General features: G+C 47.0%; 17 protein-coding genes. 10 read left to right on the forward strand and 7 right to left on the reverse strand.

Translation table 11 applies throughout. The features are described from left to right. The first annotated feature begins 107 nt into the window (after positions 1-107). The 3 genes from IQ263_RS15200 (at position 108) to IQ263_RS15210 (ending at position 3,172) form a co-directional block, all read left to right on the forward strand. Entirely contained in the window at positions 108-938 is an 831-nt protein-coding gene (locus tag IQ263_RS15200) for a GUN4 domain-containing protein (RefSeq protein ID WP_194068158.1), read from the forward strand. Positions 939-1,636: 698 nt separating this feature from the next. Further along, positions 1,637-2,227, forward strand: a complete 591-nt coding sequence (locus IQ263_RS15205) for a YdcF family protein (protein WP_194068159.1) — start codon at positions 1,637-1,639, stop codon at positions 2,225-2,227. Positions 2,228-2,530: 303 nt separating this feature from the next. After that, positions 2,531-3,172 carry a GAF domain-containing protein gene (locus IQ263_RS15210; RefSeq protein ID WP_228050076.1) on the forward strand — a complete coding sequence of 214 codons (642 nt, stop codon included), beginning with the start codon at positions 2,531-2,533 and terminating at the stop codon, positions 3,170-3,172. 76 nt (positions 3,173-3,248) lie between these two features. Here IQ263_RS15210 and IQ263_RS15215 read toward each other — a convergent pair whose 3' ends face one another. The 4 genes from IQ263_RS15215 to plsX form a co-directional block, all read right to left on the reverse strand. Beyond that, the gene (locus IQ263_RS15215; protein ID WP_194068161.1) at positions 3,249-3,887 is read right to left on the reverse strand and encodes a lysophospholipid acyltransferase family protein; all 639 of its coding nucleotides are present in this window, start codon (positions 3,885-3,887) and stop codon (positions 3,249-3,251) included. A gap of 353 nt (positions 3,888-4,240) precedes the next feature. After that, positions 4,241-5,122, reverse strand: a complete 882-nt coding sequence (gene fabD, locus IQ263_RS15220) for an ACP S-malonyltransferase (RefSeq protein WP_194010200.1) — start codon at positions 5,120-5,122, stop codon at positions 4,241-4,243. Positions 5,123-5,665: 543 nt separating this feature from the next. Next, positions 5,666-6,667: a beta-ketoacyl-ACP synthase 3 gene (locus IQ263_RS15225; protein WP_194068162.1), complete on the reverse strand. Its 1,002-nt coding sequence runs from the start codon at positions 6,665-6,667 to the stop codon at positions 5,666-5,668. 158 nt (positions 6,668-6,825) lie between these two features. Beyond that, a complete protein-coding gene (gene plsX, locus IQ263_RS15230; protein ID WP_194010202.1) occupies positions 6,826-7,875 on the reverse strand; it encodes a phosphate acyltransferase PlsX in 1,050 nt (349 codons plus the stop codon). A gap of 475 nt (positions 7,876-8,350) precedes the next feature. Between plsX and IQ263_RS15235 the strand changes: the two genes are divergently transcribed. The 7 genes from IQ263_RS15235 to IQ263_RS15265 all read left to right on the forward strand — a co-directional run bounded on the left by IQ263_RS15235 (position 8,351) and on the right by IQ263_RS15265 (position 13,853). Continuing rightward, positions 8,351-9,685 (forward strand): D-alanyl-D-alanine carboxypeptidase, encoded by a 1,335-nt coding sequence (locus IQ263_RS15235; protein ID WP_194068163.1) that lies wholly within the window; start codon positions 8,351-8,353, stop codon positions 9,683-9,685. Between the two features lie 114 nt (positions 9,686-9,799). Beyond that, on the forward strand, positions 9,800-10,051 hold the full coding sequence (locus tag IQ263_RS15240; RefSeq protein ID WP_194068164.1) for a hypothetical protein: 252 nt from the start codon (positions 9,800-9,802) through the stop codon (positions 10,049-10,051). Further along, a complete protein-coding gene (gene rpsP / locus IQ263_RS15245; protein WP_194010205.1) occupies positions 10,048-10,335 on the forward strand; it encodes a 30S ribosomal protein S16 in 288 nt (95 codons plus the stop codon). The genes IQ263_RS15240 and rpsP overlap by 4 nt, the downstream gene beginning before the upstream one ends. Next, complete coding sequence (locus tag IQ263_RS15250) at positions 10,271-10,762, forward strand: KH domain-containing protein (RefSeq protein WP_194010206.1); 492 nt, start codon at positions 10,271-10,273, stop codon at positions 10,760-10,762. Before rpsP ends, IQ263_RS15250 begins: the two co-directional genes overlap by 65 nt. A 627-nt stretch (positions 10,763-11,389) precedes the next feature. After that, positions 11,390-12,343 carry a PhoH family protein gene (locus IQ263_RS15255; RefSeq protein WP_194010207.1) on the forward strand — a complete coding sequence of 318 codons (954 nt, stop codon included), beginning with the start codon at positions 11,390-11,392 and terminating at the stop codon, positions 12,341-12,343. A 144-nt stretch (positions 12,344-12,487) separates the two neighbouring features. Continuing rightward, positions 12,488-12,901: a ChuX/HutX family heme-like substrate-binding protein gene (locus IQ263_RS15260; RefSeq protein WP_194068165.1), complete on the forward strand. Its 414-nt coding sequence runs from the start codon at positions 12,488-12,490 to the stop codon at positions 12,899-12,901. A 172-nt stretch (positions 12,902-13,073) separates the two neighbouring features. Next, on the forward strand, positions 13,074-13,853 hold the full coding sequence (locus tag IQ263_RS15265) for a DUF6816 family protein (RefSeq protein WP_194068166.1): 780 nt from the start codon (positions 13,074-13,076) through the stop codon (positions 13,851-13,853). Here the strand turns inward: IQ263_RS15265 and IQ263_RS15270 are convergent. From IQ263_RS15270 to acpP, 3 genes are all read right to left on the reverse strand, one after another. Beyond that, on the reverse strand, positions 13,784-14,122 hold the full coding sequence (locus IQ263_RS15270; RefSeq protein ID WP_339384862.1) for a papain fold toxin domain-containing protein: 339 nt from the start codon (positions 14,120-14,122) through the stop codon (positions 13,784-13,786). The two genes, IQ263_RS15265 and IQ263_RS15270, sit on opposite strands and share 70 nt — an antisense overlap. Positions 14,123-14,331: 209 nt before the next feature. Then, the gene (gene fabF, locus IQ263_RS15275; protein WP_194068167.1) at positions 14,332-15,585 is read right to left on the reverse strand and encodes a beta-ketoacyl-ACP synthase II; all 1,254 of its coding nucleotides are present in this window, start codon (positions 15,583-15,585) and stop codon (positions 14,332-14,334) included. Between the two features lie 97 nt (positions 15,586-15,682). Next, the gene (acpP, locus tag IQ263_RS15280) at positions 15,683-15,937 is read right to left on the reverse strand and encodes an acyl carrier protein (protein WP_194068168.1); all 255 of its coding nucleotides are present in this window, start codon (positions 15,935-15,937) and stop codon (positions 15,683-15,685) included. Between the last annotated feature and the right edge of the window lie 121 nt (positions 15,938-16,058).

The raw sequence follows: 16,058 nt of genomic DNA on the forward strand, positions 1-16,058 counted from the left end.
GTTTGTAGTGAGGACTTGCATTCCTCACTACAAACCTTGATTGTAGGTGATTGACCGGACACAACAAATAACAAATAACAAATAACAAATAACAAATAACAAATGCTATGTGTAACTGTCCAGTGTGCGGTGCCCAATACACAGAAGCAAAAGCCGAGTTTTGCTCGATTTGCGGCTGGGATTTGACTCCCTACCCGCAACGCCCTAAGCCTTCCAAAACTTATTTAAAACAAGAACAAGTTAGATTGCAGTGGGCAAAAAAAATGTGGGAATCGGCCCGCAATCAACAAAATTGGTCAGCCAGATTTGACGAGTTGCAACAAGAATTGCAGCAAGGTGCGATCGCCCGCACCTACATTCAATCTCAGTTAGAATGGGTTCTGTACCGCCTCGAACAACTAAACCCCGAATTCATAGCCGACACTTTACTCCGACTCGAAGAAAAAATTGGCGCGATACCTGACCAAACTCCGGCTATCTCTGAAGTGGGGATGGATTACCGACAACTCAAAAAGCTGTTAGAAACCGGAAAATGGCGCAAAGCTGACGAACACACTTGGGAAATCTTGCTGCAAATTGCTGTCAGGGAAGATGAAGGCTGGCTGAGTGCAGCCGATATTGACGGGTTTCCTCTTACAGACCTTCGCACGATCGACCAACTTTGGCAACAATACAGCAGCGGGCGGTTCGGATTGACCGTACAGCATCAGATTTGGGAAAGTGTTGGGGGGAAATATACAGAATTGTGCGATCGAGTCGGCTGGCGAGTCAAGGAAAATTGGAAATATTACAGCGAACTCTCGTGGGGCGAAAACGCCCCTGCCGGACATCTCCCCGTCACCGCATGGAGACAGCGCGCTTGTTACGGCGCGGGCACACTCACCGCAGCCGAAAACTTTGCCCGCATTGTCGGGAGAATGGCTGCGGGCGATCGATAATTATCAAAAATTAAAAAACTCAAAATTGACAGGAAGCTGCTATAATCAAAACGGTTCAGCAACTGGGGCTGTGGCTCAGATGGATAGAGCAAGCGCCTCCTGAAGAATCGGGCACCCTGCGAGGAAACTCTGGGAGTGAATGTGGTCAAACTCAAGGAAGCCTAAGTCTGACGGCAGATAAGGTAATCTTGAGCCAAGCTTTATCTAAATTTAGGTAAAGAAGGTGCAGAGACTGGCTTTAGGAAGTAAAACACAATAAAACCTCCTAAACATACGGCCACCACCTAAAGGCTGCAAGCCTATGGTGAAGGAATAGTCCGGAGAGTGGGGAAACTCACACAAATCTGAAGCGCTAGGTCGCCGGTTCGAACCCGGCCAGTCCCGTTCAAAAATCCATAACCGCTAACAACACAAGGGTAAAGCCTCGTTTTGCCCTTTTGTTGTGCGTATCCGCTAACCAATTCACCTACGTACGCCCCGTACAAGCTATAGATTCAATTATTCAATCTAAAATCGCCACTTCCAGACCCAACACAAGCCATAGATTCAATTATTCAATCTAAAATCTAAAATCTAAAATCTAAAATCCCCTGACCCTTTTTTAAATTCTTAATTTTTAATTCCTGTTAGTGGGCTGTACGTGCGGTATTTTTTGTTATGGTTCCTTTGTCAGCTATGCAAAATTTTTATAGGTTTAGATGTGGTTAAGAATCAATTCAAACACGCGGCGTTACAAGCGTTTGAGGACTTCATGCAGTTTTTGGTTCCTCGTCGGGCTGGTGATAGCGTGTTGGTTTGGCTATCTCCAGCTTAAAAGCGAATTTCTGAAACCCCAAGCTTTGCTAGTTCTAGGTGGGGCTACGGAGCGAGAGGTGTTTGCGGCAAAATTTGCTCAGAAGCATCCTCAATTGCCAATTTGGGTGTCTTCTGGCAGCAATCCAGAGTTCGCCGAATGGGTATTTTCAGAAGCGGGCATTAAGTCCGATCGCCTGCACCTAGACTACAGAGCGGTGGATACAGTAACAAATTTTACCACGCTGGTAGATGAATTGAAAGCTAGAGGGATTGAGAGCGTCTATCTGATTACTTCTGACGATCATATGCGGCGAGCCGAGATTATCGGCGAAATCGTGCTCGGCAGTAGAGGCATTAGTTTTAAGCCTGTAGCAGTTCCATCTGGGCGAACCCCCGAACCGGTAGAAAAAGCTGTTCGCGACGGCGCTAGAGCCATTCTTTGGCTGACAACGGGTTATACCGGTGCTAACTTCAGCCAAGCCAGAATTGAATAAATTACTCTGGGATGCACGGGTAGCCAGAAACCGAGTTTTCTCACCACAATATTTGTTTAAAACCTTCAATAATAGTCAAACAACCCCGGTTTCTTGACTCCGATGCGTAAGTTTTTCAAACAAATGTCAGGATTGAGCAAGCTTTAAATCTTTTTACACTTGTCTCCTCTAGCGTAATTTAACAAACCACGAAAACGCTAATGAAAAATGTGCAATCAGAGCTGAAAAAAACAGAAAAAATCAGAAGAAAACAAAACAGAAAACAGAAATATAGCGGTTCTCAAGCGTTGTGAGGTATGCCCTATGCCCTATACGGAGGCCTATGTCCTATCCCGGATAGTACCTGATATTTCTGAGAAATACTATAGTAGTTTAAAATTAGTAGATGAACTTCAATCGCCAAAGTTAATGACTGACATAATTATGCCGCAATTTTTGGAGCAAATTTTGAGTAACAGCAAGACTGCGGATGCTGTTTTTTCAGCTTTGCTGCCGGCCTTAGGTGAAGTGTTAAATTGCGATCGCGTTTTTCTTTATCTCCGCAATCCTAAAACTCAAACAGGTAAAGCAGCTTACTGTTGGTGTCGCAACTCGAACTATCCCGATGTTACCACTGTCGAATGGAAAAAAGAACCGGAATCTTTAGGGGAAAAAGACCCTTTGTTTGCAGCAGCCTTGCGAGCTGAACAGTCGATTTTTGTTGAGGATGTCGAAACAGCAAATCCTGAAGTTGTCAACAAAGATTTTGAAGCAAAAGAGTTCGGACATCGTGCTTTGATTCACGCTCATCTTTGTGTTGATGGCTGGTTGTGGGGGGTTTTACAGCCTTGTATTTTCGATCGCCCCAGAGTTTGGACTGACTTTGACCGCCAAGTTATTGCAGCAGTTACAGAAAAAATTTCGCCCTTGGCTGTTGCTTTTGTTAAGGGCGCGCAACCGACATAAAATAGGTTTGTAGTGTGGAATGCGAGTCCGCTAAAAAGAAAAAACTGAAGTCCGAACGATCGAACCTGCAAGCACATCAGCGGCCCAAATCGTGCATCGCATTAATCTCCCTTGCACATCTTTGAGTCAGGGCTTCCAACTCCTCGCGATCCGACGAACCGGGCGCCTCAATTACTTTACCAATTCGTATAGTTAACGGCACCGGTTGCGGTACTAGCAAACCTTTGATGGAAATCGCATGAGTTCCCCACAAACTAACAGGTAACAGCGGGGCTTTAGCCTTAGCAGCTATCAGCGCCGCACCTAATTTCGGTTCAGTAATTCGGCCGTCTGGCGTGCGACTTCCCTGCAAAAATACACCAGTCGCCCAGCCATTGTCCAAAGAGTTGATAGCCGATCGAATTGCACTGCGATCGGCACTTTTCCGGTTGACTGGATAAGCACCGTAAAGCGTAATTGCCTGCTTCAAAATAGGAACTTTAAATAATTCTTCCTTCGCCATAAATGCGACAGGCCGCCTCATGCAATTAGACAAAATTGGCGGGTCAAAATCGCTGGCGTGATTGCTGACTACTACCAGCGGCCCTTCTGCGGGAACGTTTTCGGCACCGTAGATGCGGCCCCGAAAGTAAAGGTGCAGCATGGGGCTGACTATTGACCACTTGAATAAATAGTAGAGAAGTAAACTTTCGACTGGTTCGCGACTTTTGCTCACGGAAAACCTGAGATTTTAAATTACATCGAATATTAGCCTATCAGTTCAGCAATCAAAATTGAACAGTATTTTGAGGTTTTTAGGGTGCTGGTGGCGCACCAGTGGTATCAACTCAAGCCAAAATATCCCGGTTCTCTGCGGTTGGAAGCCGCGTCTACACAAACAAAACCCACTCCAAGGGGTTAGCAACGTAGATTTTCAATTGATATTTTCGAGCCTTGTCGATCGCCCGTACCGGCTTTGCACAACAAGCCGCAGTAAAATTTGCCTGTTGTGCTATTTATTTTTCGTCACTTTTCGGGCCAACGAACTCAATTTTAGAGCCTGCGACTTAATTAAACGTTAACAATCGATTAAGCGGGTACATCTGCAAAACTGCTCACATTTACCAAGTCTAGATCCGGACAAGTCCGTTTGATCAAACCTGTGAGAACTTTGCCGGGGCCAATTTCCAATACGCGATCGATTCCTTGTTGCGGCAATTGCAGCGAAATTTCTCGCCAGCGCACGCCTTTAGTCATCTGCTGGTTCAACCGCTGCTTTAAAGTCGCCGCGCTGGTAGTCGCTGTCGGTTCTGAGTTCGAGAGCACCAGCATTTTAGCATCCGAAAATCTTGCCGCTTTTAAGGCTTGTTGAAACTCTGACGCCACTGATGCCATCAGCGGAGAGTGAAACGCACCAGAAACATTCAATTTAACGGCGCGTTTGACTTTGATTTTGGCAAGCAAATCTTCTACTGCTTCTGGAGTTCCAGAAATCACAACTTGTGCTTCGCTGTTGTCGTTGGCGAGTACCACGTCTTGGCTGTATTGAATTTGCAGTTCTAGTTGCTGCCTGTCAAACCCGATCAAAGCCACCATTTTGCCACCGGAGGCTGTGTCCATGAGTTCGGCGCGACGTTTGACCAAGCGCAATCCCGTTTCAAAGTCAAACACGCCTGCTGCGTAGAGGGCAACGTATTCTCCTAAACTGTGACCTGCCACCACTGCAGGCCGATCGCTCTTTTCTCGCACTAAGTCTGCCAAAATGCTTTCTATTACGTACAAGCAAGGCTGAGTGTAGAGAGTGCGAGATAGTTTTGCTTCTTCTTTTTGGCAAACTTCTGGGACAGACCAGCCTAAAATTTCTTTGGCTAGCTCAAATTTGGCTTTGGCTGTTGGCAAGTTTAATAAATCTGCACCCATCCCGATCGCCTGGGAACCTTGTCCGGGAAATACCCATGCTGTTTTAGTCATTTTTCCGGTAATCTGCTAATTGGTGGTTGCTAAGAAAGTGATTCCAAAAATTCTTTGTTTCCCGCTTTTAATTTCGCTTGCTGGTATCCGCTATCTTTCGGTTCACGAACTATCTACTAGCGACTCACAATTATAACATATAACTGCGCTTTTTACTCGGTTTATATTTTTTTGCTACTTTAGTTCAGATCGATCGCCCTAGCGTAATTTTCCACCTGCGACGAGGGGAAAGTCGAACCCAAAATAGAGGATTTTCAATGGCAGCATACACTTTTCCAGAATTCCTGTCGGAGAATGTACGGCTTTGTGCGCGCATTACCCTATTTATCACCTGTTAAAAAGGTAAATAATTTTTATTTTTCAATCGTCGCACTCCCGAAAATCACGCTTGGCAAGTTGAAATCTGCCAAAATTATACCAGATCCCTAAAAAAATGAAACCGCCGGCCCGCGATCCCAACCCATAGTTCATCAGTAATTCCCCAATCTCAAATCAAAAATCTAAAACTCGTACCCTCCCTAAGCCGAAGTATCTAAAATCGTACTACCTTCCCCATTGAAAAATCCCCGCCCCCCACGTCAAACCAGCACCAAAACCAGCAGCAGCAATAGTCTCGCCTGCTTTAACTTTACCCTGACGCACGGCTTCGTCTAAGGCAATCGGAATTGAAGCGGCTGAGGTATTGCCGTAATTTGCCAAATTGCTGATGACTTTTTCCGGGGGAATTTTCAGCCTTTGAGCAACTGCATCGAGAATCCGCTGATTGGCTTGGTGCAACAGCAGCCAGTCTATTTCTGCCGCGCTGACATTGGCCCGAAACATAGCTTTTTCTATGACTTCTGGCACTTTTTTCACCGCAAAACGATAGATTTCTTGACCGTTCATTGTGATGGGCCCAAACCCGCCTACTCCGATATTCACGCCTTCAATTAATTCTTTTGATTCGGCTTTGAAAGCCAAATTGAGAGACGCATTTTGCGTGCCGTCGCTGCGAATTTCAAATCCCAAAAAGCGATCGACTTCGGAAGCTTGCAATACCACCGCACCTGCACCGTCTCCAAATAGAATGCAAGTACCCCGATCCGACCAATTCACCCAGCGAGATAAAATATCTGCTCCAATTAGCAAAACGTTTTGATAAACCCCTGTCCGAATGAACTGCGAGGCTGTCACTAAACCAAAAACAAAGCCTGAACAAGCTGCTGTCAGATCGAAGGCCACAGCTTTTGTTGCGCCTAACTGATATTGAATTTTGCCTGCACTGCCAAACAAATCGTCGGGACTTGAGGTGGCCAAAATAATCAAATCGATATCTGCAGGCGAAATTTCTGCCATTTCTATCGCCCTTCGGGATGCTTCGGTTGCCAAATCGCACAAAGAAGTGCGATCGTCCGCCAGCCTGCGCGATCGAATACCCGTTCGCGCCGCAATCCACTCGTCAGAAGTTTCTACTATCTGACTCAAGCCGTTATTATCAAGGGAAACCTGCGGTGTACAAGAACCGCTCCCCGTGACGGCAATACCGAACCCTGATTGCTGCAACATTCCTCTCCATTTACTCGCTATTCAGTTCAAAGATTAAAAATTAAAAATTAAAAATTACAAATTAAACTTCTTTTTTAAACTACTGAAATTACTTTTTTAGCGAGCAAAACAGATTGTTTAATTTGACATTTTTAATTTTTAATTTCTACTTACTGCCTCTAATTGACAGCTTCTTGTTCCAGAGCGGTTTCGCGATTTTCAGAGCGAATTCGTTCCAGCACTTGGTTGTCAATAGCCTCTTTCGCCAAACGAATGGCATTAAAAATCGAGGCAGCTTGAGACGAACCGTGGCTGATAATGCAAACTCCAGCAACGCCCAACAGCAAACCGCCGCCGTGTTCAACGTGGTCTACCCGCTGCTTGAACCCCTTGAGGCTTTCTTGCAGGAGGGGAGCACTAATTTGATTTTTGAGTCCGGCTGCCAATTCTTCCTTAAGCACTTGCACCACGACTTCGCCCACCGCTTCGGCAAACTTCAACAACACGTTGCCTACAAACCCGTCGCAGACAATCACGTCGAACTTCCCCGACAGCACGTCGCGGCCTTCGGCATTGCCTACAAAAGGAATGTGAGGATTGTCCACCAATAATTGATGGGTGCGTACCGCCGCGTCGTTACCTTTAGAAGGTTCTTCGCCAATATTGAGCAGACCGATTTTTGGTTCGGCTACGCCCAGGACGCACTGGCTGTAAATAGTTCCCATCAGAGCAAACTGCTCCAAAAATTTGGGGCGGCAGTCCACGTTAGCGCCAACATCGAGAATGAGCACGGAGCTGCCCGATACCATTGTCGGCAAAACCGCACCGATCGCAGGGCGATCGATTCCGGGGAGCCGCCCCAACCTCAGCAGGGCCGCAGCCATCGCCGCGCCGGAGTGACCTGCGGACACCACAGCATCAGCTTGCTGCTGCTTTACCAAGTTCATGGCTACGTTAATCGAAGCCTTGGGTTTGCGTTTGAGGGCACTTAAAGGTTCTTCGTGCATTTCTACCGTTCCTTCAGAAGGAACGATTTCTAGCTGACCTTTGCAGACGCGGCCGATTGCGTCTTGAAGACGTAGCGACTCTTCTATTTGCTGCGGGTCGCCCACCAGCAAAATCTCGACGCCTAATTCTTCCTGTGCCTTAAGCGCTCCAGCTACAACTTCGGCGGGGGCATGATCCCCACCCATAGCGTCTATTGCAATTCTTGCGCGTGTCGATCCCATTGACCAATGTTTGAGAAACATTAAAAATTTTACCAGGAAGTCAGTCGATTTTAGATTTTAGATTTTAGATTTTAGATTTTAGATTGACTTGCAGTATTGAATCTGGGTGGAGGAACTAGGCTTTAAAATTTTGGGAGCATTCACTTCAGCAGTCGGGCGCAGGGTATCGGTTTTTTGCGGATCTGGAGTCTGAATCCAGAAAAGCGAATAAATCACTAAAATCTGCTCGCGCCCGATCGGACAATTGTCATTACCTACTACTCTGAGAGAGCTTGTTTTGTCCCTACTTTACTTTTTTGACTGCAAATTGAAAAACTCAACCGAATAGTTGACTGTGCGCCCCGCCGAAAAACGGATACTTGCTTCCACTCGTGGTGAGCCGCCCACAATTTTATACTCTTGTTCAATCTCCCAGATTGAATGCTGGAGCGTAAATCTAAAATCTAAAATCGACTGACTGACTTAGGAGTAAAAAATGCTGGATTTATTTAGCTCGGGAATCATGTCTCTGTGGCTGGACATGGCTGGGGTACGCAGTGCCGCGCCCAACGCCGTGTCGGTGCTGGCTTGGCGGGGAGGGATTCCCGGGTTAGTGGTAGCCGAAGAGCTGGCTTTTGGGAAAATAGATGTGGCCAATCCAGACTTGCCCGCAGAAGCTGCCGTGCAGGAATATTTAAAAGATTTGAAGGCGAAGCATCTCATCGACGGAAATCAGGGAATTTGGGTGCAAGCGGGAATGCTGCCGCTGGTAAGTCAGCAGGGGACGGTGCTGATGCCTGGGGCTTCCCTGACAAAGATTGCGACTTCTCTGGCTTCCCTAGAAACTTGGGGCGCGGATCATCAGTTTGAAACGCGGTTTTGGGGAACGGGGCCCATTAGGAATGGGGTGTTGCAGGGGGATTTGGTGATCGCTGGCGGGGGCGATCCGCTGTTTGTGTGGGAGGAGGCGATCGCCGTGGGTAATGCTCTCAATCAAATGGGTATCGATCGCGTGGCGGGAAATTTGGTCGTAACTGGCAATTTTCCCATGAACTACCAGTCCGATCCTCTGGTTGCGGGGGAGGGTATGCGACAGGCTCTAGATAGTCGCAGTTGGTCGCCAGACCTGCTGGCAATGTATTCTAAGATGGCTCCGGGCACCCGAAAGCCGCAAGTAACGATCGCCGGCAGCCCGATCGCTCAAAAAATTCCCGCTTCCGGGCGTTTGCTGTTGAAGCGCCGATCGCTTCCTTTAGCCGAAATTCTCAAGCAGATGAACGTCCACAGCGACAATGAAATTGCCCAAATGCTGGCCGACAATTTGGGCGGGGCAAAAGTTGTTCAGCAACAAGCGACTTGGGCTGCTGGGGTGCCACAGGCGGAACTTCAATTAATTAACGGTTCGGGCTTGGGAGTCGAAAATCAAATGTCTCCAAGGGCGGCTTGCGCGATGATGCAGGCGATCGGGCGCAACCTTCAGACTACAGGGCTGACGATTGCTGACTTGTTTCCGGTGTCTGGGCGCGATAAAGGAACTCTAGAACACCGACACATTCCGCGATCGGCTGTGGTGAAAACTGGTACTTTGAACACGGTGATTGCTTTGGCTGGAGCCATACCCACGCGCGATCGGGGCTTAGTTTGGTTTGCAATTATCAATCGCGGCACCGATTGGGACTCTTTGAGAGAGCAGCAAGATATATTTTTGCAAAAGCTGGTGCAGCAGTGGGGAACAGCATCGGCCCTCCCGCTAGCAATTACACCGCACATTGACGGCGCTAGACCGGCCTTGGGGGCAGCAAATCGCAGCGATATTTTGCTCGGAGGTTGAAGAAGTCCTTAGTCCTTAGTCCGTAGTCCTTAGTCCGTAGTCCTTAGTCCGTAGTCAGTAGTCCTTAGTCCTTAGTCCGTAGTCAGTAGTCAGTAGGTAGGGGCGGTGCCAAGAGTGCCAACCCTCTTAACAGTTAACAGTCAACAGTCAACAGTCAACAGTCAGCAGTCAACAGTCAGCAGTCAACAGTCAACAGTCAGCAGTCAACAGTCAACAGTCAACAGTCAACAGTCAACAGTCAACAGTCAACAGTCAACAGTCAGCAGTCAACAGTCAACAGTTGCTGTGAATGCCCCAGAGCATAATGTGAGATTTCTGGCCTGGAGTATGTCACAATTGAGCCAGGACTATTGTGCAAGAAGATGATCAAACTGCGATTGAAAAGATACGGGAAAAAACGCGAGACCAGCTACCGGATTGTAGCGATGAACAGTTCTACCCGCCGCGACGGCCGTCCCCTAGAAGAACTCGGCTTCTACAACCCCAGAAATAACGAAACCAGGCTGGATGTTCCAGCGATTGTCAAGCGCCTCCAACAAGGCGCTCAGCCAACTGACACCGTGCGTGACATCCTGAGAAAAGCTAATGTATTTGAACAAGTCGGAGCCGGAGCCAACGTTGAGTCCAGCAGCACAACAGCAGTCAGCTAGCCCTAACTATGCTGGACTGATACAGTTTTTAATTGCACCTTTTCTGGAGTCGCCGGACTCTTTGCGGGTTGATTGCGAACTGCACCCCCGCCAATCTCGCGTCTGGGTAAGGCTCGCTTTTGAAGATCCTGACAAGGGGCGGGTTTATGGTAGGGGCGGACGCAATATTCAGGCAATTAGAACTACCCTCGAAGCGGTGGCGCAAACTGTGGGTCAGTCGCTCTACTTAGACGTATACGATAGCGAAGGAGGCGATCGAGGCTCCGGGCCGCCCAGGGGCGATCGCGGTATGCGCGATCGAGGAGATTTCCGACCCCGAACTTCGCCTCCCTCGCCGACTCCCTTACCTAGCAGAGCTCCGAGAGAACAACCTCGCCGTACTAACACACCTACGTTTAGAACGAGCAGAAATACTCCCGGTTATTAACTGCAAAATCCAAAAACAATTTTAGGTTTTAGATTGCCTGTTGTAGGCTTGGTATTACAAGCCCCCTGTGATTTTAGATTGCCGATTTTGCGATCGGACACAAATCTAAAATTTTCAATCTCAAATCTCAGCAGCATCAGGTAAATCTAAAATCTAAAACTTGTTCGCGAGCGAAGTCGAAGAATCTACAATCTAAAATCTCAAGTTGTGTGACTTCAAAGAAGGGAGATTTGATTTGTGCCGCAAGCACCAAACTCATTCATTTAAACAGAAAAGACGCCTTAGATACTAGGTAAAACTTAGTACCTGGCGTCTTTTTGTTCGCAAAAGCCAGCTAATTTAACCATCGATAGTTAAATTTTCTAGCAACCGTTAAATCTGGCGCGAACGTAAATAATATCAAATCTGTTAGCATCAGAATAGTAAATTCAGGCGTTGACTGTTAACAGTTAACAGTTAACATCATGAGGTGTGCAACCTGAATTGATATAACCTCACGAATCACAACTATAATCGTTACAGATAAATGGTTTGATTCCCATAGATAACTGTTTGCTGTTTGCTGTTTGCTGTGTGCTGTTTGTTATCCACTGCTACAATTGCTTATTTGGAGGAGCTCATGCTGGCATGACTGAAAAACTAACCATTGAGTTGCCGAACACTCAAAGCGCTATCTCGCTGGCCGGCAATCAAGAAGAAAACTTGAAAATTATCTCTAAGCAAACCGGCGCTAACCTGGTAATGCGAGGGCAAGAACTGCTGATTTCTGGCACAAAAACTCAAGTAGAATTGTGTCATCAATTAGTGCGATCGCTCTCTGACTTCTGGAAAGCGGGCAAAACCATTACCGGAGTAGAAATCCAAACAGCGCGCCAAGCTTTGGATAGCAACCGCCAAGAAGATTTACAAAACTTGCAGCGAGACGTGCTCGCCAAAACCCGCCGCGGCGAAGAAATCAGAGCCAAAACCTTCAAGCAGCGCCAGTACGTCCAAGCAGTACGCACCCACGACCTGACATTTTGCATCGGCCCGGCGGGTACTGGCAAAACATTTCTAGCAGCTATTTTCGCCGTACAAGCGCTATTAAGCAAGCAGTACGAACGGCTGATTTTAACCAGGCCAGCCGTAGAAGCTGGCGAAAAATTAGGATTTTTGCCCGGAGATTTGCAGCAAAAAGTCGATCCCTACTTGCGTCCGCTTTACGATGCCTTGCAAGAAATGATCGAACCCGACAAAATGGCCGATTTAATGGAAAGAGGCCTGATCGAAGTAGCTCCTTTAGCTTATATGCGGGGGCGCACTCTCAGCAATGCTTTCGTCATTTTGGACGAAGCTCAAAATACGACTCCGGCTCAAATGAAAATGGTGTTGACTCGTCTCGGCTTTCGATCGAGAATGGTAGTCACCGGCGATCTAACTCAAACAGATTTGCCCGCACACCAACAGTCGGGATTGTCAGTTGCTCAAAATATTCTGGGAAACGTTGAAGGCATAGCTTTCTGCGAATTCACTCAAGCAGACGTGGTGAGACACCCGTTAGTACAGCGGATTGTCGCTGCTTACGAAATGTACGAAAAATGAATGAAGGAAGAAGGAAGAAGGAATAAGAAAGAAGGAAGAAGAAAGAATTATCCTTTTTTATCTAATTAATTTTCCTGCTTTCCAACTAACCTTTGCTTCTTTTCGATTTAATCCAAAATCCAAAATCCAAAATCCCAAAGTGATATGACTGCGACTCTTAAAGAATTCTTAGAAGCTTGCGAAAAATTGGGGACACTGCGTTTAATCGTGACTAGCAGCGCGGCAGTGCTGGAAGTGCGCGGTTCAATACACAAGCTGTTTTACGCAGAGTTGCCCAAGGGTAAGTATGCAAATATGCACGCCGAAATTTTTGAATTTCACTTGAATATGGACAAAATCAAACAAGTAAAATTTGAGACTGGCGAGGCAAAAAGAGGCAATTTCACCACCTATGCAATTCGTTTTTTAGACGAACAAAATGAGGCTGCTTTGAGCGCATTTTTGCAGTGGGGAAAGCCGGGAGAATATGAACCGGGACAAGTAGAAAATTGGCACGAATTGAAAGAACAATACGGTGAAGTTTGGGAGCCAGCACCGGTTGAAACACTTTCAAGCTAAACAACAATAAAAAAGGTTCGATCGTTCGGACTTTAGTCTGCAAAATAGCCCAAAACTCCTGACTAAAAAAGGTTCATAGTGACGACTTTAGTTCGCAAAAATTAGGACTAAACTCCTCACTACGAACCTTTTTGATTAATAGATACAATTAGCTGTTTGAATATCATTTAGTATGAAATTAATTTGGGGTTTTTGTTTGGTTTGCGCGTTAATTTTGTGGGGTGGCGGGGCGCAGGCGGGAGTTTTGGGCGATCGCATTTCCACTTTTCCCAATTGGGAAAGCAAACCTGCTATTGCTGCAGCCAAGGGAGATTTAGTGTATCCAGACTGGATGGCTGGCGAGTGGAATATTGCTAGCACTTTAGTAGATTTAGCCGCTCCTTTAGCGCCAAATATTGTGACGCCCGGATTTGAAAGCAACCGCCAGTATTTGCAGCAGCCGGTATTATTTAAAGTGCGATTTCAACCAGAAATAAATACTGGTTTTTTTTCTAATTATAAATCTAAGCTAGCTAAGAAGATTGTGGCCGATCGCGCTTTTAACGGTTTGAACATCGCCAAAGCCTATTTAGGCGACGGCGGCGTACTTTCGGTGAAAGTCGATCCGAACAATCCCAACCGCCAGATTACCATACTCAAAGGCGATCGCCAACTAATCTCGATTGTTACCAGTCGCGGCACCCAAACATCGAATCCCGATGAGTTTGTGTCTGCAGAAATTTCTCAGCAAGTATTTCGGGGAGAGACGGATATTTATTTAAACGAGGTAGAAACAACAACGGCTTATCGAGTAGTTGGAAGCGCGGAAAATCGCGATTCTACGAGTAAAAGAATCGAGGCGGATCAGGTGACAGCGATTTATTTGTCGCCGCAAGACCCGGATTATTTTGCTGCTGGGGGGCATCCTGTGGCTTTGTACCGATATCGGTTGGAGTTATTGCCGGCAGAATAAGCTAAATGGTTGTCAAAAATAGTTTCTATGTTGTTGATAATAGCGATTCCTTCATGACAACCATTCACTGAAATAGCCTCTCCCGGCAAGCTACGATCGTAAATGTTGCCGTTCCAAGCTATTGCCTCTCCTGTGTACAGTTTTATGCGCTTTCCATGAATTCCTTGACTTGTCAAGTAATCTTTGATATTGCTGCCGCACTCAACACATTCTAAATTTTCATAGTGAAATAGCTTTGATTTGCAGTATTTACTCAGCAGTAATTTCACTGATATCCCGCCAATGCCAACAAATTTATGACTTACGCGCGGGTGGCCAGAAACCGGGTTTTTGACGAAAATAATTCGCTGTAGCCAGCAGATTTGGTGAAAAACCCGGTTTCTTCGTCGCAGTGCGCCCAATCTAAAATTGATCTCAAAAAAATAAAAGGTGAAAAATTAATTTTTCACCTTCTAACTTGCGACTTTCTGACTTCCGGTTACGGAACAAACTTCTTGAAGGCCAGTGTCACGTTGTGGCCGCCAAATCCAAAGGAATTCGACAGCGCTACATCAACTTTTAGATCGCGACTTGTATGCGGAACATAGTCTAAATCGCACTCTGGATCGGGATTCTCCAGATTGATTGTCGGCGGAATTTTGTCATTGGCGATCGCCATTACCGCAGCCACCGCCTCAATTCCCCCAGAACCGCCCAAAAGATGGCCGGTCATTGACTTGGTAGAACTAATTGCTACTTTGTAAGCGCTTTCCCCCAAAACCTTCTTAATCGCCTTCGTTTCAGTAGAGTCGTTGGGAAGCGTACTCGTGCCGTGGGCGTTGATATAACTCACCATATCCGGTGTCAAACCAGCATCCTTGAGCGCTAAAGCGATCGCCCGCGAGGCACCCTCGCCCCCCGGTACTGGGGATGTCATGTGATACGCATCGCAGGTTAAACCGTAGCCGACGATTTCTGCGTAAATTCTCGCGCCACGCGCCAGAGCGTGTTCCATTTCTTCTAGAATCAGAATGCCAGCACCTTCGCCGACGACAAAACCATCACGATCGCGATCGAACGGACGGCAAGCATGAGTCGGGTCATCGTTGCGAGTCGAAAGCGCCCTCGCCGCAGCAAAACCCGCCACGCACAAAGGTGTCACCGCAGCTTCCGTACCGCCACAAATCATCGCTTGCGCGTAACCGCCCTGAACCATGCGAAACGCATCGCCCACAGCATTCGAGCCAGCAGCGCAGGCTGTCACCGTGCAAGAGTTTGGACCTTTAGCACCTGTTTGAATCGCCGTCAGGCCCGCGGCCATATTCGCAATCATCATGGGAATCATAAACGGGCTGCACCGATCGGGGCCGCGAGTCAAATAGATCTCTTGCTGATCTTCGAGAACCTTCAGCCCGCCAATGCCAGTGCCAAGAATGACACCCACCTGTTCTGCGTTCAGGTCGTTAATCTCAAACTTCGCATCAGCTAGAGCTTGTTTGCTCGCTGATACCCCAAATTGAGCAAAGCGATCCATCCGCTTTGCTTCCTTGCGCTCTAAATAGTCGTGTGGGTTAAAACCCTTGACCTCTCCAGCAATCCGGCAGTCGTGCCGCGACGCATCGAACAAAGTAATCGGGCCGATGCCATTTTTCCCCGCCAGCAACCCGTCCCAATATTCGGACAAGGTATTGCCGATCGGTGTAATCGCGCCGAGACCCGTGATAACAACGCGCTTACGCTCTAAATTTGTCATGATTTCAGTTTCAAAAAATTAAACACCCAGAACGCAGAACAAAAGAGGAGTTTTTAGTTTTTAAATTTCTCTCCTCTTAGGGGAAAAGACAGGTATTTTATGCTTTTGGAGCTGCAAGTTTGCTGCTGATGAAATCTACAGAAGCTTGAACCGTGGTAATTGCTTCGGCTGCTTCGTCGGGAATTTCAATATCAAACTCTTCTTCCAAAGCCATCACTAGCTCTACTGTATCTAAGGAGTCTGCTCCTAAATCGTTAGCAAAGTTGGCTTCCGGCTTGACTTCGCTCGGATCGACTTCGAGTTGATCGGCCACAATTTTCTTGACTCTGGCAAAAATGTCGTCTTGACTCATAACATCCTGTCCTCATTGGTTGCTGCGTATCTAATCTTATCCGAAAGGGGGATCTGCAAGAAAAAGGGTTGCCGCTTTTGTAAGTGACACGAGGGAAATGGGGAGAGGGGGAGATGGGGAG

The organism is Tychonema sp. LEGE 06208, from assembly GCF_015207505.1.
Classification (GTDB): domain Bacteria; phylum Cyanobacteriota; class Cyanobacteriia; order Cyanobacteriales; family Microcoleaceae; genus Microcoleus.